We start from the raw sequence: 23,967 nt of genomic DNA, 5'->3' as shown, positions 1-23,967 counted from the left end.
TGCAGAGTCTTTCCCTTTGAGTTATTTCTATGTTGCGGTATGCTACGCACAGTGATTTCCCTCCCTGGAGAAGAGATGTACAAAAAACTAATAGTGCTGCTGTTACTGCTAGCGCCTACTCTGGCCGCAAAGGCCGCACCCGGTACAGCTATTACCCACAATAAGGGTGGCTATCTGACTAATGCTGTGCTGAAGTATCCTTCTTCGCCCAAGCTGAGATCATCGATTGCACTGATTTACGATGAACAGGATCAGCGCTCCCTATATAGCAAGAATGCAAGTGCCATCGTACCTATTGCGTCCATCACCAAGCTTATGACTGCGATGGTGGTGTTGGACGCGAAGTTGCCCTTGGATGAAAAAATTACTATCAGCGTGTTTGATTTTGATATTCTGAAAAACACTCATTCGCGCATGCGTATTGGCATGACGCTGACGCGAGGTGAATTGCTTAATCTGGCACTCATGTCTTCTGAGAATCGTGCGGCGGCTGCATTAGCGCGCACTTATCCGGGTGGCACCCATGCAGCCGTGGCGATGATGAATGAAAAGGCGCTCGAACTGGGTATGAAGAAAACCCAGTTCCGTGATGCAACTGGTTTAAATAGTGACAACACTTCCACTGCACATGACTTGGCAAAAATGGTGATTGCAGCACAACACTATAAGCTTATCAATAAGTACACCACTACCGCGTCTCATATGGTTGCTGCACCTGGATTCGCCCCGCTTCGTTTTGGAAATACAAATCCGTTGGTGAAGAATGCATCTTGGAATATAGATGTAAGCAAAACTGGCTACATAAATGAAGCAGGGCGCTGTCTAGTGATGCATGCTCATATTAAGGATCGTCCGGTAATCATTGTGTTATTGGATTCACAAGGAAAAAATACGCGCGTTGGTGATGCCATCCGCGTAAAGAAATGGATGGAAAGTGCAACACCACGCAGACAAGATAAGAACATTTGAGCAATCACTAATAAGGCTATAGTGCAGTCCGGTAGGTCGGGTTAGCGACAGCGTAACTCGACAAGAATCATTCATACCGAATACCCTCAGAAATAAACGGATTAAGCATACTCCGGTTTTCATCAACAATGCCATATTGGACATACCGATGAATGCCAGAGTATCTCCAGTCAATCGGCCTCATCCCTAATGCAATGCTCCCAATAACGGTTTTGCCAAATCGCTAGTTGTTGTTTTTTGATTCGTGCCCTGATGGATTTTGAAAACCTCTAGTATTTATCTCCTGCCGTACGCGGAGGAATTCTTGCTGTAGCGCGCGATTTCTCTCCTCCCAACGTAGTCTGAAAAGCTCTTCCATCATTATTTATAATCCTATCGGAGAATTGTGAAGTGTAACAATGATTAAGCTATTTTTTACGGCTTATGTCACACTCCATTTTTAATCGCTTTCGGGTAAATTCCCCGCCGCTTGCGGCGAATATAATTTGTTGCAATGAAAATTAACGATTTTCGAGCAACTCGTCATAATACCCCGCCCCTTGGGGCGGGGTTGTTTATTGATCTAAAGATCTGGCAAAATAGCTTTCCCGCAGGTGATCATTCGATTCTCAAACTGCCTCCTAGATGCACCCTGAAGTTATTTAACCGTCGTCACGCAGGCGCAGTGCTTCCTCAATATCCACTGTCACCACATGCGATACGCCGCGTTCCTGCATGGTTACGCCTACCAGCTGCTGTGCCAGTTCCATGGTGATCTTGTTGTGGCTGATAAAGATGAATTGGGTGTGCTGTGCCATTTTCTGGATCAGCTTACACAACCGTTCGGTGTTGGTGTCATCAAGAGGAGCATCAACCTCGTCCAACAGGCAGAAAGGTGCGGGGTTAAGCTGGAACATCGAGAATATCAGTGCAATCGCAGTTAACGCTTTTTCGCCTCCTGATAACAGGTGAATTGAAGCGTTTTTTTTGCCCGGTGGTTGTGCCATCACCTGTATGCCGCTATCCAGGATTTCATCGCCAGTTAGCACCAAGCGTGCCTCGCCTCCGCCAAAGAGTACTGGGAACATTTCTGCCATATGGCGATTGACCTCATTGTAAGTGGTCATCAATAATTCTCGTGATTCCTTGTCGATGCGGCGTATTGCCCCTCTCAGCGTGTCCATTGCCTCAGTCAAGTCTTTCGCTTGGGCATCCAGATATGTTTTGCGTTCCTGTGCCACATTTAATTCCTCGAGCGCCGCCAGATTCACCAAACCCAGTTCAGTTATGTCGTTGTTCAGGCGATTTAATTCGTTCTGTAACGCATTCAGCTTGATATTGCCGCTTTCGAGCAGGGCGAGTAGTGTTGTTTCATCCGCATCTTGCAATTGCTCCGCCCATTGTTCACATTGCAGACGTGCTTCCTGTTCCTTGAGTAATAAATCGCTCAGTTTTTCACGCAGTGGATGCAGTTTTTGTTCGCAAGACAGGCGTTCTTGTTCCAGTTTATTCAGATTATTGGTGGTTTGTTCCAGCGTGTTGCGAGCCTCGGTCAGTGCCTGTTCACGTGTTTGGCGATTGCTCAGCGCTTCCTGCAATTGTTGTTTGCTGTTGCCATCTTCTATATGGTCTAACTCAGCATGGTTTTGTATCAACGTGTGTTCTAACTGCGCCAGCGTTAACCCGATCTGTTTAAAATTGTGGTTTAGATCGGCGATTTTTTCCGTGCAGGATTTGACGAAAAAACGGGCTTCCTGCAATTCGTTTTGCGCCTTTTGTGAGCATTCGCGCTGCTTGCGCAGTATGGATTCCTGAGCGACAACTTGTAGTTTCATCTGATCAGTTTCTACTTGTTGTGTCGCAATACTTTCGCGCAAAATGACCATACGCTCAGCGATTTCCTGATGCTGGCATTGCTCGCCAGCAGACTGTTCGGCCAGCTCTTGCAATTCATGTGTGATCTGCGTAGCGCGCTCGTGGCTGCGTTCGTTGGCCTGGGTTAATTTTAGAATCTGTACTTGTACCTCATGCAGGCGCTGTTGCAATGCACTGTCTGCCGCGCGTAAGCGCGAAATGCGGCTTTCGATAGCGTGATAGGTTTCCTCTGCCAGTGCTGCCTGGCTTTTACCATCATCCAATGACTTCGCCTGTTGTTGCGCTGTCTCCGTCAAACGCTCAATCTCACGTTGCCGCGCCAGCAAACCATGCACCTGGTTGTCTGGAGCATGGAACAGCACGCTATGCGCGCCAATCAGGTGTCCTTGTGGCGTCACTAACCAAGCACCGCCAGGCAAGCGTTCACGCAACTTCAATCCTTGTGCCAGCGTATCCGTGACATACACATCAGATAACCAGTCCATCACCACCGTTGCTACCTGTGGGTTCTGGTAGCTTACGAACTGACCAAGCGGGGTCAGCCCATTATCTTGTTGGGCTTTGGAATTAAGAGCTCCGCCCACTGAAAATACAGCCAGCCTGGCCGGTGGCGCATCGCTCCAATGTTCTGCATTATCAAGGTGGGGTAGGGCTAGCGCATTGAGACGTTCGCGCAAAACGGCTTCCAGCGCGTCTTCCCAGCCTGCCTCGATGCCGATGGATTGCCACAGGCGCGGTAGTTGGTCCAATTGATGTTTGGATAACCACTGTTTTAGATTTTTGTCGTTATCAACCTGTTTTTGAAGCTGTTGTAATGCGGAAAGTCTCGCCTCTACTTGGGACAGTTGTCGTTCCAGCTCCTGCATTGCGATACGCTGGTTACGCCGTGCCGTATCAGCCTCCGGTAATTGCGCCTGAAGTTCTGTCAGCTCCTGTTGTTGCGCATCGCGTTCTATCTCTGTCTCGGCAAATTGACACTGCATCTGTGTTAACGCTTCGCTATCTATCTGCGGCAGATTGTCCTGTTCCAGCAGCAAGCGCGAGCGGCGCACTTCTAGCTGTTGCACATTTCGCTGAATATGTTCGAGTTCCGAATTGGCCTGTTGCAGTTGCTGCTGCGCGATCAGCTGTTCGCGTTGCATTGTGTTGTGACGCTCCATTTCGATGCGGACTGCTTCTTCTGCTTGCGGCAGATGCAATGCTTCGGCGTTCGCGCGATTTTCACTATCCTTAACTCGAATATCTGCCTCTTTTTGTTGTTGCTGCCAATGTGTCAACAAAGACTCTACGCCTTGCAACTGAACGCGCTGTTGCTCTAACTGTAGCTCGTTATCGGCCAGCTGTTTGGTCAAGCGCATGCGTTGATCGTTGAGATGAGCTATCTGTTGCTCTAGTCGCGCAATCTCAGCATTAGCAGCATACAGTTCGCCCTGCTCGGCATGCAGTGCATCTGCTTGTGTGTAATGCTCACTACGCGTGTGTTCCAGTTGGCTTTCCATTTCACGCAGACGCGCAGTCTCAGCTTCCAGCTCATTTTTGGTTTTCTCAGCTCCTTGGGCAAAACGTACTCGGCGTGTCTCGGCTTCCTGCTTATTTACCAGCCACAACAATTGTTGTGTAGTGTCGCGCTTGGATTCCAGTTCGCAGTAACGTTTGGCTACCGCTGCTTGTGCGGTTAAACGGGTAAGTTGTTTGGTCAGCTCTAGCAGGATGTCATCAACGCGGAGCAGGTTGTCGTGCGTATCGGAAATGCGAAGCTCAGTTTCGCGGCGGCGGTCGCGGTATTTAGATACCCCGGCAGCCTCCTCTAAAAATATACGCAGCTCTTCCGGTTTAGCCTCGATGATGCGTGAAATCATACCCTGTTCGATAATGGCATAAGCTCGCGCGCCTAGACCAGTGCCCAGGAAAATGTCGGTTATATCCTTACGCCGCACATGCTGATTATTGATGTGGTAACTGGAATTTCCGTCACGTAGCAGCACACGTTTGATAGAGATTTCGGCGTAGCTTGACCATTGACCACCAGCTTTGCCCAAACTGTTATCGAAGATCAGCTCGACGCTAGCGCGCGAGACCGGTTTGCGCTTACCGGAGCCGTTAAAAATAACATCTTGCATAGATTCGCCACGTAGTGCCGAAGCGCGAGATTCACCCAGTACCCAGCGGAGCGCGTCAATGACGTTTGATTTTCCACAGCCATTCGGACCGACAATGCCGACGATCTGACCGGGTAACGCAATATGGGTGGGATCAACGAAGGATTTAAATCCAGCGATCTTGACGTGAGAAAGACGCAATTTCAATCAGTTGGACATTATAATGCGCTGTATTCTAACCGACCCACAAGGCATATCAAAATGAGCTCACTGCCCAGCAAAACCGTGGCCAGCAAACAACTGGAAACCTTCGCCAATCCCAGTGTCGAGCGCGATTACCACATTCACATGGAAATTCCCGAGTTTACCTGTCTGTGTCCCAAGACTGGTCAGCCTGATTTTGCTACGTTGATCCTCGATTACATCGCGGATACGACCTGCGTCGAACTGAAAAGTCTCAAGATGTATATATGGTCATTTCGCAATGAAGGACATTTTCATGAAGACGTTACCAATCGTATTCTGGATGATCTGGTCACCGCTATCCAACCGCGTTTCATGCGCCTTACCGCCAAATTTTACGTTCGTGGCGGCATTTTTACTAATGTTGTGACAGAGCACAGGAAACCTGGCTGGCAAGCACAGCCGCTAGTGGATCTGATGCAGTTCGAGACGCAGTCGAATACGCGAGGCTAGTTGACAATAAGTCGAAGAACAGGTGTAGCAACATCAACTAATTTAATTTAGGAGTAACAGATGGCTGGTCAACCTGAAATTTCCAACATGGCTTTATTTTGTGATTTCGAGAACATTGCCTTAGGTGTACGTGACGCTAAATATGCGCAGTTCGATATCAAGAAGGTGCTCGAACGCTTACTACTCAAGGGCAGTATTGTTGTCAAAAAAGCTTATTGCGACTGGGATCGTTACAAGGAATTCAAGGCGACGATGCATGAAGCGGCTTTTGAATTGATCGAGATTCCGCATGTGCGCCAATCAGGAAAAAATTCTGCCGATATCCGTATGGTCGTAGATGCACTGGACCTTTGTTATACCAAATCCCATGTTGATGCCTTCGTCATTATCAGCGGTGATTCGGATTTTTCTCCATTGGTTTCAAAGCTGAGAGAAAACAATAAATATGTGATCGGGATTGGGGTTAAGGATTCAACCTCTGATTTGCTTAGCGCCAATTGCGATGAATTCATTTTTTATGATGATCTGGTGCGTGAGCAAGAAGCACAAAAAAAACGTGCTGAGAAAAAATCTCCGGCCAAATCGTCTGCCGGTGGCAGAACGAAAAAATCAATTAAGACTGAAGATGATAAGCAGCGGGAAGCACTGGATTTTATTGTCGAAACCATAGAAGCACTGATTGCCGAACGGGGAGAGGAAAAAATATGGTATTCCATGGTCAAGCCAACCATGCAGCGTCGAAGGCCAGGCTTTACTGAATCGGCTTATGGTTATCGTACGTTCAAAGAATTGGTAGAGGATGCACAGAAGCATAATCTGCTCATGATGGTACGTGATGAAAAAGCAGGGGGTCAATACACCATACGCTTACCCGTGACGGAGGAATAATCGTTTCGTGGTTCACTCGATGTGCGGGCTTGTCAGGATGCATATTTTTGAGTGTGCCTGCAATTTGCTCCAGCGACCATTTTTTCTTGAGGTGATCCACTACTTTAATTTTTCATACAGAATTTTAAAAAGATAGACGGTAACAACACCAAATTTAAAATGGTTGAAGTGAGTAATCCACTAACAACTACGATTGCAAGGGGATACTCAATTTCGTATCCCGAAATAGGGCCTTTAAATATGATGGGTAATAATGCTAAAGAGGTTGCGAGTGCAGTCATTAAAATGGGAATAAGCCGCTCATTTGAACCACGTTTAATGAGCTCAATGCTACTCATTGCAACATTTTCACTGATTATCAAATGTCGATAATGGCTGATGAGTAAAATGCCGTTTCTGGCCGCGATACCCAGTACAGCGATAAATCCCACCATTGAGCCTAGTGAAACGACACCTCCTGAAATAAACACGCCAATCACGCCGCCAATGAGTGCAAATGGTAAGGAAGCGACTAATATCAAGGTATGGCGGTAGGATTTAAAATCAACGTATACAATCAATACAATGGCAAATAACATCAAAATAGATAGTCCTGCCAATCTATTTTTCGCTGCTTTTTGTGCTGTATATTCACCTAAAAATTGCGGGTAATAGCCAGAGGGAAATTGCATCTTTAAAACTTTGTTTTCAATGTCAGAAGCAACTGCGCCTAGATCTCTATTTTTGGCGTTGGCTACAATATCAATACGTCTAGATACTGCTTCGCGCTTGATTTCATTTGGCATGCCTACAAAATAAACGTCTGCCACATCTTTAATTCTTAATTGAGATCCAAAAGGTGAGTCTATGGGTAATTGCTGAATTGCAGACAGGTCTAATTTACTGTCGGCATTGCCGATGATCACGACATCTACCTTTTGTTGCGTTTCATATACTTCACCTACCTTGGTTCCTTTCAATACCATACTGGTTACTTTGCGAATATCATTGGTATTAATGCCGTAACGCTGAGCTGCATCCTGTTTAAGGCGGATTTCAATTTGCGGCACCAACACTTGTGGCTCAACTTTTAAATCTGTTACACCATCAACGGATTGCATTGTGCTTTTGATCGCTTCAGCTTGCTGCCGTAATACAGCTAAATCAGGACCAAAAAGCCGCACCACAATGCTAGAGCTGGTTCCAGATAACACTTCTTTACTACGTTCTTTCAGATAGGTTTGTACATCAGCAAAAATGCCAGAATAGCCTTGCATGGCCTGCTGAATCGAGGCGACAGTTTTGTCATAATTCAGCTCAGGATCAATACTAATCCATAGCTCGGTAAAGTTTGGGCCGACCACTTCATCTGCGGCTTCTGCACGACCAATATGCGCACCAAAATTTCTAACACCGGGAATCGCAAGCAAATCATTGCTCGCACGTATGCTCATTTTTTTCATTTGCTCAATTGATGAGCCTGGTCGTTCGAGAAAGTGCATCAAGAAATCAGTCTCTTTAAACTTGGGTAAAAATTCTGATCCCAAGAAAAGTGAGCCCGTACCCGCAATTGAAAATGCTAGTAAAGTTGTGACCACAATTTTTTTGGGATTGATTAAAAAGACATCTAACAACTTGGCGTAACGGTTACGTAACCACGTCACCTGGCTGATTTCCTTGTCATCTGATTCAGATTTCAACAGGAAATAAGACAAAGCAGGTGTGACCGTGAGCGCAACGACTAGCGAGGCCAGAATGGCAAGCAAATAAGCTGTGGCTAATGGTTTAAAAAAAGCACCTGCGATGCCATCTAAAAATAAAACCGGCAGAAAAACGACCATCACGATCATCGTGGCATATACCACGGCGCTACGCACCTCTAATGAGGCGTTTACAATCACGTTGAGTTTGGATTTGGGTTTCTCTGAAAGCTGGTTTAATTTCAAGCGCCTAATGATGTTTTCAACATCAATAATGGCATCGTCGACTACCTCACCTAATGCGATGACAAGTCCTGCGATAACCATGGTATTGATGCCTATATTAAATATTGTTAACACCAATACAGCAGTGATTAAAGATAATGGAATAGCGCAAATACTGATGAACGCAGCACGTTTGTTGCGTAAAAAAATCATCAAGATGCCCATCACTAAAACCGCACCAATTAACAGTGCATTTTGTAGGTTTTGGATAGCACGCTCAATAAAGGTCGCTGGTCTAAAAATGGTTGAATCAATCTCAAGCTGATGAAGCGCTAGCTTCAACTCGGCAAGTGCAAGTTCTACATTTTTTGTGACCTCTATCGTATTGGCATTCGGGTGTTTTTCTACAATCAGTAATAATCCATCACCATGATTAATGACTGCATCGCCTATTGGTGGTGGACTGCCGATAGTAATTTCAGCAACATCTCCCAATCGAACTGGAGAACCGTTTTTAAAATCTACCACTATTTTTGCTAGTTCATCAGGTTGCGTACTCAGGTTTTTATGACGCAGCGCGATGCGTTGATTCGGTGTATCTACAAACCCTCCCGACTCAATGCTGGCAGCATCGCCAGCGGCCTTAATTATCTGTGGTATGGTCAGTCCAGCTGCGCGCAAACGATTAGGGTCAATCACTATTTGTAATTGCTTATCGCGCTGCCCCCAAACAGCAACATTTGCAATACCGGGTACCGACATTAACCGAGGACGTATCGTCCACATGGTTATGTTACTGATATCCATTTGTGATAACTGTTTTGAGGAAACGCCAATCTTCAAAACGCGCGAAAGTGATGACAATGGTGGCATCAATACGGGTGCTTTTGCGACAACGGGTAACCGGGTGGCCGCCAGACTTAATCGCTCTTGAACAAACTGTCTTGCTTCTTGTATATTTGTGCCTTCCTCGAAAAGCATGACAACAGAAGACAGCCCCACGACTGATTTAGAACGTATCGTTTTCAGGTGCGGCGTTCCGTTCAGTAGTTGCTCCAATGGCATGCTAATTAGTTGCTCGGTTTCTTCCGTAGATAGTCCTGGCGCTTCTGTCTGAATTTCGACTTTTATTGGGGCAAACTCGGGGAATACATCTAAAGGGGCTTGCTTTGCCGCAAATAAACCAACCAACATGATTACTATCGATAGAAACAGTACTGCGTGACGACCATTGACCGCAGAATAAATCATATTCTTTAACATGTTAGGTTACCTACCGTATTTAATGTGCGAAACCTGTTTCAACTCCAAACAGCTCTAAAGCGCCATTCACCACAATTTTCGAACCTACTGCTGGGCCTTCGCTCATCACAGCATTACCACTACTCACACGCTCTAAAAATACGCGCTTGCGCTCAAAGGTAGTGCTTGATTTTTGCGTATAAACCCAGCTGCCTCCATGAATATCGAACACAACTGCACTCCAAGGAATCGTCAATATTGTTTGTTTATTATTAAAAGTGTTAAGAGATACAGATACCCGTTCAGCAGGTCGGAAAGCGGATTGATCATTCTGGATTGCATAGTACAGATGCGCAGAGCTTGTTAACGGATCAGCCGTTGGTGTGGCAGAGATAGGCTTTGCAGTAAACAGTTTTGCGTTAGTTCCTGAGCCAAGCAGACTGACCTTTGCATCAGCCTGCTGGTCAATTTCATTTATCTCACCTACTGGAACAGGCACTCGCACCCAAAGTGTATGTAATTCTGAAATCTCAATAATTGGATTTCCAGCTGAAACCAATTGCTCAGGTACTGAAAAAATATTGGTGATCGTGCCAGATTGCGGTGCCTTTACATCAATTGGCGCAATGGTGCCAACATTCACAACTTGTGATAATGCATTCTGCTTTACCTTCGCGGCCTCTAGATTTCTCTGAGAAACTTCAAAATTTGCATATGCATCATCGACATTGCGCTTACTTCCTACCAAATCAGCGAGTAGTTTTTTAGCGCGCGCTAAGGCAATCTGTGACGCATCAACTTGTGTTTTAGACGTATTTACCAAGCTATTGGCATCGGCCAAAGCGGTGACCATATTTGCACGTGCATCTGCAGTTAACATGGGTTGGATTCGATAAAGCAACTGTCCTACATTTACCTGCGCACCAGGGCGTAGAGCTTCTGGCGAAGAAGACACCAGCTTTCCAGAAATGGGTGCAGTGACGCTGGCTTTACCACCAATTGGCACCATTACTTCGCCGCCGTAATTTTTATTTTTTGAAATCGCTTCACGTTTGACTAGCGCAATTTCAATACCTAATTTACGATAAGTTTCATCGCTAATGTGTACTGTATTCAAGTCACTTTCGTGCGTAATCGCTTGCTTGGTTACATTTTTTTCGCGCACCTCAGCAGGCTTTGCAATCAGTTTTAATGAAACAAAACAAATTGTTATAATCAAAAAGCCTGCTATCAACATTAATCCAATTTTTGGGTTATGTTTTATGAATTCAAATTTAAATGGCTTAACTTTCATTTAAGTTACCTTTGGCTTTTTGACTAAGATTACGTGTTATTTCTGCCTGTTTACTGATGAGATCTGCTTTTAATTGCACTTGTCTCATCTGTATATCCACAAACTGACGGTTTGCTTCCAGCGTTTGTAAATATGAAATATCACCCTCTTGATAGGCTTGTTCTGTGAGTTGGATCATTTGTTGAATTGATGGCATCAGCTTTTCTTGCAACACATTCCAGTCATGGCAAGATTGCTGATATTGAAGATATGACGTTCTGATTTCCAGAATTGCTTGCTGCTTTAAAACCTCAAGGTTTAACTCAGCGCGTTCTAATTCTGCCTCTGCTCTGCTAACAGCACCTTGATTCTGGTTGAGTATTGGTAAGGTCGTTCTGACAGATGGCCCAAGCGTGTGCCCATTGTTTTGTCCACTGGTGGCATCTGCCGTAGCTGTGAGTTTTAACCAATTCAAATTAGATAGCTTGATTTTTTCCTTTGCAGAATCAATTGAAAATTGCGCGGCTATCAAATCTGGACGTTGTGTGAGCGCAGTGCTTAATAATTTGTCGATTTCTTCATCTTGGCAAGCAGGAATCACATTTGAAGACAACGTAATATTGCGATGTTTTTGCGATGCACCAAGCAGATTTAAAAGTATCTCCTGTTTGATTTTTACATCGTACTGCGCCAGTTCCCAGTCACGCTGTGCGATTACCGCATCATTTTTCGCAATGAGTATGTCTTTACCATTCAAATCGCCAGCCTCAAGACGCTTAATTGATAAGGTATATATTCTGGCGCGCAATTGACTAGAAGTATCAGCCACACTTAATCGCTCTTGTGCCAACACTGATTGTGCGTAAGCCACACGTACATCTTTGATCAGATTAAGCCCAGATTGCGTTAGCTTGTAAGTAATTGCATCTGCCTCACTCTTCATTGAGCGGATTCTAATAGGACGCAACCAAAGCGCTTCTAAAGGTAAGTCTATGGCATATCGATAGGGCTTATTTGTGACACCAAATGAAAAAAGAAACTCGGGGTTAGGTAGTAAGCCTGCATTGACTAAGTCCGCTTTTGCTATTTTTAAATCAATTAGTAATGATTTAAATGCGGCATTGTTATTTAATGCGTAGTGCACAGCCTCCAACTCGGTCAATAGCATTTGTGATCGCAGTTTTGCTGCACCATCCAGTGTTTCAGGTGAAGCGCCGTTAGTTAACTGCTGATCGTATGCAATCGTATTTTGCATGACCTTAGATTGATCTGCTATTTCAGGAATCGATTGGCAACCGGCCAATACCGATAGGCTGGCAAATAGAATGGCTGCGCTTTTAAGAAATAGTGTCGATTTAAATTGCATTTTAATTAACGTGCTTAAATAGAATGTACGTAATGTAAAGATGCAAACTTAATGGAAACTTAAAGATTAAGGATTGATGTTAAGTTTCCATTAAGTTAATCGTAGCAAAATGCAAGTCTCGGTTTGTAGGGGGTTAAATTTTTTTAACTAACTCAACATTAGGAACAATGTGGTGCGAATACTCTTAGTTGAGGATGATTTGATGATTGGGCAAAGTCTTAAAAAGGCTTTGAAAACCTACGTAGTCAATTGGGTGCAAGATACATTTGCTGCCGAACATACAATAAGCCTGGAAACCTATGACCTTATTTTATTGGATTTAGGTTTGCCAAAACGCTCTGGTATCGAATACCTGACGCAATTACGCTCTGCGGGAAATACAACGCCAGTGCTTATCATTACAGCAAGAGATAGTATTGAGGATCGCGTTAGAGGGCTGGATAGCGGAGCCGATGATTATCTGCTTAAGCCATTTGCGATTGATGAGTTGGTAGCCAGAATTCGTGCCTTAACAAGACGTAAAGAAAGTAGAAGCAATCCTCTTATTCAATACGCTGGTGCATCATTAGACCCCGCCACCTACACAATGACTTATGGAAATGTGTCCGAGCGTTTATCAATTAGAGCTTTCGGCATTATGCAAACATTGCTTGAAAATCCTGGCGTTATCTTCTCAATAAATCAATTGGAAGAAAAAATCTATGGTTGGGGTGACGAAATCGAGAGTAATGCAATTGAAGTACATATTCACATAATCAGACGTAAATTTGGATCAAAAATCATTATGAATATTCGTGGCGTTGGCTACACCTTTCCTAAATGCTGAAAATTTTTCAGGCACTTAAATGAATCGCTCTATCAAGCGTTTTTTACTCATATATATCTCATTGTCGGTACTGATTGTGTATGGGCTAATCAGCTGGGCTTCTTATGTAGTCAGTAAAAATGAGTTAGACGAGTTATACGATGCCACCCTGCAGCAAGTAGCGAGTGCAATAGAAGCTCAACATCTTGCGATTCATGATAGTTCGCGTTTATATATTAATAGTCCAGTTGGAAGTCATACAGAAATTGAAAAAGAGCAGGAATTTTACGTGCGCGTGTTAGCGCAAGATGGCACCATGCTGTACGTTTCTCATCCCGAGGAAAAAGTACCTTTGCCCTCTACTCTTGGCTTATCAACCCAACGATACATGGGTAAGCAATGGCGTTTTTTTTCAATTCAAGTCAAAAATGAAACCATCCAGGTTGCGCAATCTTTAAAGCTAAGACAGCTCACTATCAAAGAAACTGCGGTGAGTCTAATGACCTCACAGCTAGTGCTCATACCTGTATTGGTCATACTGATTTTTTTAGCGATTAGTAAAGCGCTTCGTCCTCTGTCAGTGCTTTCTGAGGAAATTGAGCATCGCCAAAGTCTTGATCTAAAACCTTTTGCAACAGAAAAAATACCAAGTGAAATTAAACCTTTAGTAAATTCACTTAATATGTTTATGGGTAAAGTTTCTGATACGGTCGCGTTGTTAAAGCGGTTTACTTCGGATGCCGCACATGAGTTACGAACGCCTATTACCGCATTAAGACTTCAAATTACATTGGTCGAACAAGCGAAAAATAAATCAGAACGTGATAGTGCAATTAAAATTTTAAGTTGTGGCATAACGCGCTCTGAGCAATTGATCAGTCAATTACTTACGTTAGCGCGGATTGAACCCAACAATCAAATTAGGAAAACTGAAGCAGTAAATTTACTCGACCTTGCAAAAGAAAGTATCCAAGAGTTTTTAGTTTTAGCTCAAGTGAAATCAATAGACTTGGGACTAAATACATCAAGTGTAGCGATGGTTGATGGTGTAAGTCATGAGTTAAAAGTGCTGCTTAGTAATCTAGTTGATAACGCTATTCGATACACTCCAAATTACGGGAAGGTAGATATCGCCATATTCAATAATGAACAAAATATTACTGTAGAGGTTATTGATTCTGGGCTAGGTCTCCCTGAGTCTGATTTACAACATATTTTTAAGAGATTCTACAGAGGCGAAAATAAAGACGCGTATGGATCTGGCTTAGGCCTCTCCATAGCGAAAGAAATTGCAACTCAACATCATGCTAGCATTGAAGCTTCAAACCTTCACCCTGGTTTTTGTATAAAAATTGTTTTTGAGGTGTGAGTAAACTTTAATTTTTTTGGCTCTAGACCAAATTTAACTTGCGCGGATTCGCCATCTGCTGGAAGTGCATCAGCTAAACGAATTCATCTTCAACATCTGGTTGATCCTATCGCGCATCTCCTCTTGTCGGTATGTGCATATTATTATCCGCCTTTACAGGCTCACCAGATGAGCCTTCTGTGTTTCGTGACTAATCAGGTATTTTGATGATGCAAACGACCCAACAGGTCATATAACACCCCTTCTTTCAGGGCGGCGCTCGTTATGCTCATATGCTGAATATTCAATTCAGTGAAAATTGCCGACATAATGGCGAATCCGCCAGGCAAAACAGGAATGCGATCCGGTTTCAGCCCAAGTGTATTCAGCCGCTTGCATTCTCCTGCTTTCAGTAACATGGAGCGAAGTTTTGCCAGCCCCTCTGCCGTTATACCTTCATTGCTCCAATCGTTTTGCTTTAACAAATCAGCTAATGCACGTGCTGTGCCAGATGACCCAATCGCTTCTTGCCAATCCCCACTGGAAAACTCAAAACGAATTGTTTGTAGCGCCATGCGCGCCGCGAGTTCTGCCTGCTGCATGGCATCTTTAGTCATTTTACCGTCGCCAAAAAACCGCTTGCTATAGTTGACGCATCCCATATGCAAGCTTTCCATGCGAAGCGGCTTTAAACCCTCGCCAATCACGAATTCGGTAGAACCACCACCGATATCAACCACCATCCTATGATTTTGCGATGGTGGCATACAATGTGCCACGCCCAGATAAATTAGCCGCGCTTCCTCTAGACCAGTGATTACTTTAATCGGAAAACCCAAGGCAGCTTCTGCTTTTTCAAGAAAAGCGGGGGCATTTTTTGCCAGCCTGAAAGTGCTTGTACCTACAACCTTTACTACGTGGGTTGGCAAGCCACGTAAATGCTCGCCAAAACGCTTAAGGCATGCAAGGGCACGTAGTTGGGACTCGTCGTCCAGAAAATTGTCCGGTTTTAACCCTGCAGCCAAGCGAGCTGTTTCTTTCAGGGAATCGAGTAGATATATCTGATCTTCCACCACTCGCGCGACTTGCAGCCGGAAGCTATTGGAACCCAAATCCACTGCGGCAATGGTATCGTATACGTGCACAGTAATGACCTATCAATACGAGGTTAGCAACTTTCTCGGTGTGGAATATATGGTTGGCATATTTTAGCGCGGAGGATTGCGTTCATTTTACCATCGCCTACACTTTATTCCGCCATTTCGAGCCTTTCCCAATGTGGGGTGAGCGTAGTAATCGACTTTCGGCTGCAATGCTTTTGAAAGAAACACGATGGGCAAGACGTATTGTCATAAATCGACCTCGATTTGGCGCAGCTTACCCGGCATAGCCCATGTGTGCCGAGATACGGTGCGCGGTCTCCTGTACCAGACCCACCCAGTCGAGTTTGCGCCGTTCCACCGGCGCTGACACCGACAAACCGGCAACAACAGCACCGCTTGCATCGCGCACCAATACGCCGATACAAGCCACGCCAAGCTCGGCTTCCTCATTATCCAGCGCGTAGCCACGAGTCAGACTGGCTTGAATATCCGCCAGCAGCTGCTTGCGATTGCAGTGCGTATTTACAGTATAAGCAGGCAAGCGCGTGCGGTGAATATAATCGTCGATCACGCTCTCGCCCGCCTCACCTAATATCAGCTTGCCCACTGCGGTGACATGCAGCGGCGCGCGGCTGCCGACCACTTGCTCCACACGCATCATGCGTTGAGGGCTGACGCGTTCTACGTAGACCACTTCATCTCCCTGGCGCACGGTGAGATTCACTGTCTCACCGATTTGATCGCGCAACCACTCCATTTCCGGCCGTGCAATGGCACGCAGATCCTGATCAATACGCGCTTGCGCGGCCAGTCGCAGGAGATGCGGCCCAAGCAAGTAGGCCCCAGCCTCATCACGTCTAACCAGTCCATGCAGGATCATCGAATTCAATATGCGGAATGCGGTGGACGGATGCAGCGCGGTCTCCGCTGCGAGGACTTTCAGCGATGTGCTGCCTTCTGCGGCAAGCGCGTCGAGTAAAGTAACCATACGGTCGATGACCTGGATGGAAGAGGAAACAGGTTGAGATTTATATTTTTTCATATTTCACATTATGAAACAAAAACCGGATTGTGAAAAGATATTTATTGCCGTAAGATGACATCATCTTAATTTTATGAAGCCAGCCATGAACTCATCTGCCCATTCCGAGCCCCTCCCTGCGTTTTGCCAGGGCATCCAATACTTCGCTCCTGCTTGGCAGGGCTTTGCCGAACACGCCTCCCAGCCGGCCATTGCGGCGGATGCAAAAAAAATAAGCGATGCCGCCGATCCATCGGCTGCATATCAAACGCTGCTGGCCGCAGATGCCTTGCGCTATCTGACCTTGCAAATCTGCGCGTCGAAGTCTTCCGGTCACCCCGGCGGTTTCGCCTCCAGCGCCGAGGTTTACGCATCACTGGTGATGCTTGGCCATACCAACATCGTTACCGAAGTAGGGCATCACGCCCCCGGTTTTTATTCTGCGATGTTCCTGGATAGCTCACTGGAGGAGATGGGCATCACCACCGTGCAGCAGATGCGCGAGCGTTTCCGTGAAAAGCACGGCCTGCTCGGCCACTTGTCTGGCGCAATTCCCGGTCTGCTGGCACCTGCCGGTCCGCTGGGTCAAGGCCAACATTTCGCCATGGCAGGCGCATTCTTGCATCCGGGTACATTGTTCCCGGTGACCATAGGCGATGGCGGCATGGGCGAACCTTATGTGTTGAATAGCATGATGCATTTCAATACCGCCTACCCGAAGGTGACTAATTTCCTGCCTGCGTTGATCTGGAACGGCTACAGCCAGGAGCATCACTCCATGTGCACCACCTGGAGCAACGAAGAAATGATTGCCTACTGGCGCGGGCATGGTTTCGAGAACGTATTGCTGGTGAATGCAAAGGATTTCGACGACCAGAATCAATCCGGCGCTTACGTGGACAGCAGCCTCTTTTCGCACAAGCAGCGCCTGGCGTTTGCTGCGGCTGTGTTGCAAGCAACCGATGTAGCAGCAAAAAGCGCTCTGAATGGAACTCGCACTGCGCTGATCCTGAAACAGTTAAAAGGCAGCGGTGTACACAGGCTGGGCGCCAAGTCGCACAACTTGTACCCCGCCGACACGCTGGACGCGGAGCACATCATCACCGCCCTGCAGCGCCGTGCGCTCAACCCGCAAGCTTGGCAGATCGTGCGTGACAACTTCTCGCGCGCTGGCGGCGGCCCGGCTGCGAAGACCGCAGTCACCGAACACGTTTTGCCTATCCCCAGCTTGCCGGCTTTGCCGATCAAGGAGTTTACGCCGGGCGACAAACAGGTGCCGTCTACAGCATTCGGCGCACTGGTGGCGTTCGTGGGACTACATGACAAAAATTTCGTGGTCACCAACGCCGACGGTAACGAAGCATCGGCGATGTCCAACATCAACGTCGCGTTGAAAATACGCCATCCGGTAAAAGATGATCTGTACCACCAGGAACCATCCGGGCAAGTTTATGAGCCGCTCAACGAGGATGCCTGCGCAGGCCTGGCTGCCGGGCTGGCTTTGTTCGGCTCCCGTTCGATCTGGCTGTCCTATGAAAGTTTCGCGATCAACGGTTGGCCTATCATGCAGACCGTCACTCAGGCGATGGCGGAACTTCGCCGCAGGACGCCTTCGCTGGTGTGCATGTTCACCGCAGGCGCCCTGGAACAGGGTCGCAACGGCTGGACCCATCAACGCCCGGAGATTGAGAACTACTTCGCGGCGCAGATGCGCAATGGCAACGTGTATCCCTTGTTTCCCTGCGATGCAAACCAGATTCAGGCCGCTTACGAATGGGCGCTGGACACCTATAACAAGGGCATCATCGTGATCGCCTCCAAGAGTCCTTTGCCGGTGTACACCACGCTGGAACAGGCGCGTCGGGGCATCGCGGATGGGGCGGTGAAATTGTATGAAAGCGCTGCCGGGGAAAAAAACGTGGTATTTGCGGTTACCGGCGACATGGTGTTGCTGCCGGTGTTCGAAGCCAAGGACAAACTTGAAGCGGCTGGACATCGCGTGCGTATCGTCAGCATAGCCAATCCACGCCGCCTGTATCGCCCAAGCGATGTGTCCTGGGATACCGTATCGGAGCCGGACAACGCCTTCTTGGATGACGATCACTTCAACGCATTGTTTGATGGTGACGCGCTGATCGCCGTATCCGGCGGACCCTCCGGCCCACTCGAACCGGTGCTACTGCGCACTCGTGCCGCACGCCGCGAAGTAATGGCCTGGAAACGCGGTGAGACCACTGCCAGTGCTGGTGAGATCATGGCCTTCAACGGTCTGACTGCGGATGCGATGCTGGCAAGGGCGACGGTCATGTTGGGTTAAACCTGGGCAATCCATTAGGGAAGTGCAGATTTATTCGTATTTCCTCTAGAGCGTGGGCATTTTGCCCACGCTCTAGAGGTTGGCTAATGTTCGATCAGGAATGAACATTAGCCAACATTTAGAAAGGGCTGAACCGGAATGACTGAAACCAAGATTATCGTACTCGACGATGACCCGACCGGTTCGCAGACGGTGCATTCCTGCCTGCTGCTGACCCGTTGGGATCAGGAAACGCTGCGTGCCGCGTTGCTGGATGACTCGCCGCTCTTCTTTGTGCTCACCAACACCCGTGGCATGGACGCGGTGCGTGCTGCCACGGTGACGCGCGAAGTGTGCCGCAACCTCAAGTTGACCTTGACCAGCCTGGCCGCGCAAGGGCTGCCTTTCAATCCGATTTTCGTCAGCCGCTCCGACTCCACGCTGCGCGGTCATTACCCGGTGGAAACCGATGTAATGAGCGAAGAGTTGGGCGGCGCTACGGGTTTTGATGCGCACTTCCTGATTCCGGCCTTTTTTGAAGGCGGGCGTTTCACACGCGACAGCATCCACTACCTGATGGCCGATGGCGTGGCCATACCGGTACACCAGACCGAATTCGCGCGCGACTCGGTGTTCGGCTATTCCACCAGCTACCTCCCCGATTATGTCGAGGAAAAAACTGCCGGTCGCATCAAGGCGAATCAGGTCGAGCGTTTTCTGCTCGCCCAAATACGCGGTGACATCTCGGCGCGTCTGATGGACCTGCACGACAACGTGTGCTGTGTTGTGGATGCGGAAACCCAGACCGACCTGGACTGCTTTGCCACCCAATTGAAAACTGCCGCCGCCAACGGCAAGCGCTTCCTGTTCCGCTCTGCCGCCAGCCTGCTCACCGCACTGACACAACTACCACCTCAACCTGTGGCTGCCAGCGCCATGCGCCAGTACGTGCGCAACGGCAAACCCGGTGCGGTGATCGTCGGCTCGCATGTCAAGAAGACCACGGCGCAACTGAATATGCTGCTACAAGAAGCGGGCATCATTGCCATTGAAGTGGACGTGGATCGCATCGCCACGGAACGTTCCGCCCTATTGCAGGAAGTATTGCATCAAGCTGCGCGTGCCCACGCTGCCGATACAACACCGGTGATCTATACCAGCCGCGCAGAACGCGGCTTTGCCGACCAAGCCTCGCGTCTGGCATTCGGCGAACAAGTATCGGCGTTCCTGATGGACGTGGTACGCGGCCTGCCGACCACACTGGGCTTCCTCATCAGCAAAGGCGGCATCACTTCGAACGACGTGCTGTCCGATGGGCTTGCGCTCAAGGCTTCGCGGGTATTGGGGCAGATTCTGCCGGGCTGCTCAGTGGTACGCTGTCCGTCTGATCATCCGCGCTATGCCGAGATGCCGGTAGTGATCTTTCCCGGCAATGTCGGTGACGATGATGCACTGGCTACGGTATATCGCCGCTTGGCCGGGATAGGATGACGGCTTCATGCTGACGCACACTCAATCATGACCGCCGACTTCCTTGATTTGCTCCGCGCTGCCTCTCGGCAATGGCGTGATTATGTCGCTGGCGCGCCTCAAAGCAATAATCGCAATTGATGCCGAGGCTCGCACTGCACGACTACAGCCCGGTGTTGTGCGCAATCTGGCGATCCGATGCGGCGGCGACAAGCTTAGCGGGGTGTTTCACCTCTTGCCGTCTGCGCTACAGGCCATCCAGCGCCGCATCAAACACAGCTTCGACCCGCAAGGAGTTTTTATCCATGCCGCTTGTCTCAGGAATTTTTGAAATGTCATTAATTTTTAAACTGGCCATTCCGTCATCTACACTTACCACTCATGCAAACCAATCTTGCTGATTTCATCAAACACACATCCGATGGTCAGGAGGCAGGCCAGATATTGCGCAGCTGCGTGCATTGTGGTTTTTGTCTGGCGACCTGCCCAACTTACCAGTTGCTTGGCGATGAGCTGGATAGTCCGCGCGGGCGCATCTACTTGATCAAACAGATGCTGGAGGGTGAGCTGGTCACAGAGAAGACGCAACTACACCTGGATCGCTGTTTGACTTGCCGCGCCTGTGAGACCACTTGTCCATCCGGAGTGCAGTACGGGAATTTACTCGACATAGGACGCAACATAGCCGAACAGCGTATCCCGCGCGGATGGTGGGCACAAGCGCAACGCTGGTCTCTGCGCAAGCTGTTGGGAAATCGGCTGCTGTTTGGCTCACTGCTCAGGCTAGGTCAACTGCTCAGACCCCTGCTACCAGGGTCCATGCGACTACGCATCCCCGCCCGACAAACCGCTGATACATGGCCGAACACAGTACATCCGCGCCGGATGCTGATCCTGGATGGCTGCGTGCAGCCTGCGCTGTCGCCCAATATCAATGCCGCAACGGCACGCGTACTCAATCGCCTCGGTATTCAGCTGCTACGCCCGGCTGGTGTTGGTTGCTGTGGCGCAATCGACCAGCACCTCAATGCACCAAATGCTGCATCACTCGCCGTCAAACGCAACATTGATGTGTGGTGGCCACTGCTACAACAGGGTTGCGAAGCCATCGTCATCACTGCCAGTGGCTGCGGTGTTATGGTGAAAGACTACGGCCATCTGCTGCAACATGACCCCGAGTATGCAGCCAAGGCCGCGCATATTGCAGGTCTGTCGCGCGATCTGAGCGAGATCATCGCGGCCGAACAGGTGCGCTTGGTCACCCTGCTTAAACTTGCGCCACGCAATAAGGTGGCATTCCATGCGCCCTGCACATTGCAGCATGGCCAGAAGATTGTCGGCGTGATCGAGCGTTTGTTGAGTACGGCAGGTTTCGAGTTGGCTCCGGTTGCCGATTCTCACCTGTGCTGTGGCTCGTCCGGCACCTACTCGATCCTACAGCCCGAATTGGCACGGCAGTTACGCAGCAACAAACTCGACGCGCTGAACAGCGGTGCACCAAACATCATTGCCACCGCCAATATTGGTTGCCTGACCCATCTGCAAAGCGGCACAGGCGTGCCGGTGCGACACTGGATAGAGCTGATAGATGAAGCATGCACATAATAATAGATTGCCATGTTGGTCTCATGACCTCGTCGCACTCGTCAAGAAGCGCCTGATATGTGCGCTTCGATCTAAACCGTGGAAGCGAGTAGCGGCAATACCGGTAACCGATGAGCATGTTGGCTGCTGTCAAAGGCTAAAAGATGCTGGCGTTGATGCCCAATGGATTGAGTCGTGAACGAACCGCGATCTCACGTGCTTATGGTGCCGAGGTCCGCATCATCGGTGACTGTCATGTCAACGATGCGTTGGCCGAAGTTAGAAAACTGGGCAATCTGACCGGCACCTTGCTGGATGAGGTCGTCGCGGTCGAGTCCGCAGAGGCGGTGCAGGAGATGCGCCGACTGGCGCGTGAGCACGGCACTTTGTCGGGCCATCGTCCGGCGCACACCTTGTCGCTGCACGAAAATTACGCGAGCGACACAAGCTCGAACATGTCGTCACATTTTTATGCGACAAGGGTGAGAAGTACATCAATAACTATTGGCTATGACAATGCTTAGAATGAACACTATTGCCAGTATTAAGAAAAAGCTGAACCGGAATGACTGAAACCAAGATTATCGTTCTCGACGATGGCCCGGCCGGTTCGCAGACGGTGCATTCCTGCCTGCTGCTGACCCGTTGGGATCAGGAAACGCTGCGTGCCGCGTTGCTGGATGACTCGCCGCTCTTCTTTGTGCTCACCAACACCCGTGGCATGGACGCGGTGCGTGCTGCCACGGTGACGCGCGAAGTGTGCCGCAACCTCAAGTTGACCTTGACCAGCCTGGCCGCGCAAGGGCTGCCTTTCAATCCGATTTTCGTCAGCCGCTCCGACTCCACGCTGCGCGGTCATTACCCGGTGGAAACCGATGTAATGAGCGAAGAGTTGGGCGGCGCTACGGGTTTTGATGCGCACTTCCTGATTCCGGCCTTTTTTGAAGGCGGGCGTTTCACACGCGACAGCATCCACTACCTGATGGCCGATGGCGTGGCCATACCGGTACACCAGACCGAATTCGCGCGCGACTCGGTGTTCGGCTATTCCACCAGCTACCTCCCCGATTATGTCGAGGAAAAAACTGCCGGTCGCATCAAGGCGAATCAGGTCGAGCGTTTTCTGCTCGCCCAAATACGCGGTGACATCTCGGCGCGTCTGATGGACCTGCACGACAACGTGTGCTGTGTTGTGGATGCGGAAACCCAGACCGACCTGGACTGCTTTGCCACCCAATTGAAAACTGCCGCCGCCAACGGCAAGCGCTTCCTGTTCCGCTCTGCCGCCAGCCTGCTCACCGCACTGACACAACTACCACCTCAACCTGTGGCTGCCAGCGCCATGCGCCAGTACGTGCGCAACGGCAAACCCGGTGCGGTGATCGTCGGCTCGCATGTCAAGAAGACCACGGCGCAACTGAATATGCTGCTACAAGAAGCGGGCATCATTGCCATTGAAGTGGACGTGGATCGCATCGCCACGGAACGTTCCGCCCTATTGCAGGAAGTATTGCATCAAGCTGCGCGTGCCCACGCTGCCGATACAACACCGGTGATCTATACCAGCCGCGCAGAACGCGGCTTTGCCGACCAAGCCTCGCGTCTGGCATTCGGCGAACAAGTATCGGCGTTCCTGATGGACGTGGTACGCGGCCTGCCGACCACACTGGGCTTCCTCATCAGCAAAGGCGGCATCACTTCGAACGACGTGCTGTCCGATGGGCTTGCGCTCAAGGCTTCGCGGGTATTGGGACAGATTCTGCCGGGCTGCTCAGTGGTCCGCTGCCCGTCTGATCACCCGCGCTATGCCGAGATGCTGGTGGTGATTTTCCCCGGCAATGTCGGTGACGATGATGCACTGGCTACGGTATATCGTTGCCTAGCTGGGATATGATAACTGTCTAGGGGTTCTTCCTTATTCGCATCTAAAATTATTTAACTAATAGATAAATTTGTACTTTATAGATAATTGTCAAGCTAAAAATCTGATAGGACTGTGTAAAAACAAGCCTCGGTTTGAGCCATTTTTATAAAGATGGCGACCAAAAC

17 protein-coding genes are annotated in these 23,967 nt (G+C 48.7%); 11 read left to right on the top strand and 6 right to left on the bottom strand.

The genetic code is table 11. The features are described from left to right. Positions 1-75: 75 nt before the first annotated feature. Positions 76-969 (top strand): D-alanyl-D-alanine endopeptidase, encoded by an 894-nt coding sequence (gene pbpG, locus MJ769_RS07250; protein ID WP_239235723.1) that lies wholly within the window; start codon positions 76-78, stop codon positions 967-969. Between the two features lie 641 nt (positions 970-1,610). Here pbpG and smc read toward each other — a convergent pair. After that, positions 1,611-5,123, bottom strand: coding sequence for a chromosome segregation protein SMC (gene smc, locus MJ769_RS07245; protein WP_445083081.1), 3,513 nt, complete (start codon positions 5,121-5,123; stop codon positions 1,611-1,613). A gap of 60 nt (positions 5,124-5,183) precedes the next feature. On the opposite strand from smc, the gene queF reads away from it, so the two are divergent. Both queF and MJ769_RS07235 read left to right on the top strand, forming a co-directional pair. Next, a complete protein-coding gene (queF, locus tag MJ769_RS07240; protein WP_239235719.1) occupies positions 5,184-5,618 on the top strand; it encodes a preQ(1) synthase in 435 nt (144 codons plus the stop codon). A gap of 60 nt (positions 5,619-5,678) precedes the next feature. Continuing rightward, positions 5,679-6,506 carry an NYN domain-containing protein gene (locus MJ769_RS07235; protein WP_239235717.1) on the top strand — a complete coding sequence of 276 codons (828 nt, stop codon included), beginning with the start codon at positions 5,679-5,681 and terminating at the stop codon, positions 6,504-6,506. Between the two features lie 104 nt (positions 6,507-6,610). On the opposite strand, the gene MJ769_RS07230 is transcribed toward MJ769_RS07235, so the two are convergent. The 3 genes from MJ769_RS07230 to MJ769_RS07220 are packed head-to-tail and all read right to left on the bottom strand — an operon-like array spanning position 6,611 to position 12,291. After that, on the bottom strand, positions 6,611-9,673 hold the full coding sequence (locus tag MJ769_RS07230) for an efflux RND transporter permease subunit (RefSeq protein WP_239235715.1): 3,063 nt from the start codon (positions 9,671-9,673) through the stop codon (positions 6,611-6,613). 19 nt (positions 9,674-9,692) lie between these two features. Further along, positions 9,693-10,946 (bottom strand): efflux RND transporter periplasmic adaptor subunit, encoded by a 1,254-nt coding sequence (locus MJ769_RS07225; protein ID WP_239235713.1) that lies wholly within the window; start codon positions 10,944-10,946, stop codon positions 9,693-9,695. Continuing rightward, positions 10,936-12,291, bottom strand: coding sequence for a TolC family protein (locus tag MJ769_RS07220; protein ID WP_239235711.1), 1,356 nt, complete (start codon positions 12,289-12,291; stop codon positions 10,936-10,938). The genes MJ769_RS07225 and MJ769_RS07220 overlap by 11 nt, the downstream gene beginning before the upstream one ends. A 169-nt stretch (positions 12,292-12,460) precedes the next feature. Between MJ769_RS07220 and MJ769_RS07215 the strand changes: the two genes are divergently transcribed. After that, positions 12,461-13,117, top strand: a complete 657-nt coding sequence (locus tag MJ769_RS07215) for a response regulator (protein ID WP_445083080.1) — start codon at positions 12,461-12,463, stop codon at positions 13,115-13,117. Between the two features lie 19 nt (positions 13,118-13,136). Further along, a complete protein-coding gene (locus MJ769_RS07210; RefSeq protein WP_239235709.1) occupies positions 13,137-14,465 on the top strand; it encodes an ATP-binding protein in 1,329 nt (442 codons plus the stop codon). Positions 14,466-14,659: 194 nt separating this feature from the next. On the opposite strand, the gene ppx is transcribed toward MJ769_RS07210, so the two are convergent. Continuing rightward, positions 14,660-15,589 (bottom strand): exopolyphosphatase, encoded by a 930-nt coding sequence (gene ppx, locus MJ769_RS07205; protein ID WP_320412154.1) that lies wholly within the window; start codon positions 15,587-15,589, stop codon positions 14,660-14,662. Positions 15,590-15,821: 232 nt separating this feature from the next. Further along, positions 15,822-16,589 (bottom strand): IclR family transcriptional regulator, encoded by a 768-nt coding sequence (locus MJ769_RS07200; RefSeq protein ID WP_239235703.1) that lies wholly within the window; start codon positions 16,587-16,589, stop codon positions 15,822-15,824. Between the two features lie 85 nt (positions 16,590-16,674). Between MJ769_RS07200 and MJ769_RS07195 the strand changes: the two genes are divergently transcribed. The 6 genes from MJ769_RS07195 to MJ769_RS07170 all read left to right on the top strand — a co-directional run bounded on the left by MJ769_RS07195 (position 16,675) and on the right by MJ769_RS07170 (position 23,812). After that, positions 16,675-18,885, top strand: coding sequence for a phosphoketolase (locus tag MJ769_RS07195; protein WP_239235701.1), 2,211 nt, complete (start codon positions 16,675-16,677; stop codon positions 18,883-18,885). A 138-nt stretch (positions 18,886-19,023) separates the two neighbouring features. Continuing rightward, complete coding sequence (locus tag MJ769_RS07190; RefSeq protein WP_239235699.1) at positions 19,024-20,355, top strand: four-carbon acid sugar kinase family protein; 1,332 nt, start codon at positions 19,024-19,026, stop codon at positions 20,353-20,355. Positions 20,356-20,437: 82 nt separating this feature from the next. Then, a complete protein-coding gene (locus tag MJ769_RS07185) occupies positions 20,438-20,665 on the top strand; it encodes a hypothetical protein (RefSeq protein ID WP_239235697.1) in 228 nt (75 codons plus the stop codon). A gap of 50 nt (positions 20,666-20,715) precedes the next feature. After that, the gene (glcF, locus tag MJ769_RS07180; protein WP_239235696.1) at positions 20,716-21,939 is read left to right on the top strand and encodes a glycolate oxidase subunit GlcF; all 1,224 of its coding nucleotides are present in this window, start codon (positions 20,716-20,718) and stop codon (positions 21,937-21,939) included. A gap of 143 nt (positions 21,940-22,082) precedes the next feature. Continuing rightward, complete coding sequence (locus MJ769_RS07175) at positions 22,083-22,442, top strand: hypothetical protein (RefSeq protein WP_239235694.1); 360 nt, start codon at positions 22,083-22,085, stop codon at positions 22,440-22,442. Between the two features lie 41 nt (positions 22,443-22,483). Continuing rightward, entirely contained in the window at positions 22,484-23,812 is a 1,329-nt protein-coding gene (locus tag MJ769_RS07170; RefSeq protein ID WP_239235692.1) for a four-carbon acid sugar kinase family protein, read from the top strand. Positions 23,813-23,967 lie beyond the last annotated feature (155 nt).

Origin of the sequence: Candidatus Nitrotoga sp. BS (genome assembly GCF_927797785.1) — a bacterium.
Lineage (GTDB): Bacteria > Pseudomonadota > Gammaproteobacteria > Burkholderiales > Gallionellaceae > Nitrotoga.
The sequence above is the reverse complement of the archived record's forward strand: the minus strand, read 5'-3'. Positions and strand labels throughout refer to the sequence as shown.

Bases quoted from the DNA above. Each gene is read 5' to 3' on its own strand.
- pbpG (WP_239235723.1), top strand. From the start codon at position 76: ATGTACAAAAAACTAATAGTGCTGCTGTTACTGCTAGCGCCTACTCTG.
- queF (WP_239235719.1), top strand. From the start codon at position 5,184: ATGAGCTCACTGCCCAGCAAAACCGTGGCCAGCAAACAACTGGAAACC.
- MJ769_RS07235 (WP_239235717.1), top strand. From the start codon at position 5,679: ATGGCTGGTCAACCTGAAATTTCCAACATGGCTTTATTTTGTGATTTC.
- MJ769_RS07230 (WP_239235715.1), bottom strand. From the start codon at position 9,673: ATGTTAAAGAATATGATTTATTCTGCGGTCAATGGTCGTCACGCAGTA.
- MJ769_RS07225 (WP_239235713.1), bottom strand. From the start codon at position 10,946: ATGAAAGTTAAGCCATTTAAATTTGAATTCATAAAACATAACCCAAAA.
- MJ769_RS07220 (WP_239235711.1), bottom strand. From the start codon at position 12,291: ATGCAATTTAAATCGACACTATTTCTTAAAAGCGCAGCCATTCTATTT.
- MJ769_RS07210 (WP_239235709.1), top strand. From the start codon at position 13,137: ATGAATCGCTCTATCAAGCGTTTTTTACTCATATATATCTCATTGTCG.
- MJ769_RS07200 (WP_239235703.1), bottom strand. From the start codon at position 16,589: ATGAAAAAATATAAATCTCAACCTGTTTCCTCTTCCATCCAGGTCATC.
- MJ769_RS07195 (WP_239235701.1), top strand. From the start codon at position 16,675: ATGAACTCATCTGCCCATTCCGAGCCCCTCCCTGCGTTTTGCCAGGGC.
- MJ769_RS07190 (WP_239235699.1), top strand. From the start codon at position 19,024: ATGACTGAAACCAAGATTATCGTACTCGACGATGACCCGACCGGTTCG.
- MJ769_RS07185 (WP_239235697.1), top strand. From the start codon at position 20,438: ATGTCGCTGGCGCGCCTCAAAGCAATAATCGCAATTGATGCCGAGGCT.
- glcF (WP_239235696.1), top strand. From the start codon at position 20,716: ATGCAAACCAATCTTGCTGATTTCATCAAACACACATCCGATGGTCAG.
- MJ769_RS07175 (WP_239235694.1), top strand. From the start codon at position 22,083: ATGCTGGCGTTGATGCCCAATGGATTGAGTCGTGAACGAACCGCGATC.
- MJ769_RS07170 (WP_239235692.1), top strand. From the start codon at position 22,484: ATGACTGAAACCAAGATTATCGTTCTCGACGATGGCCCGGCCGGTTCG.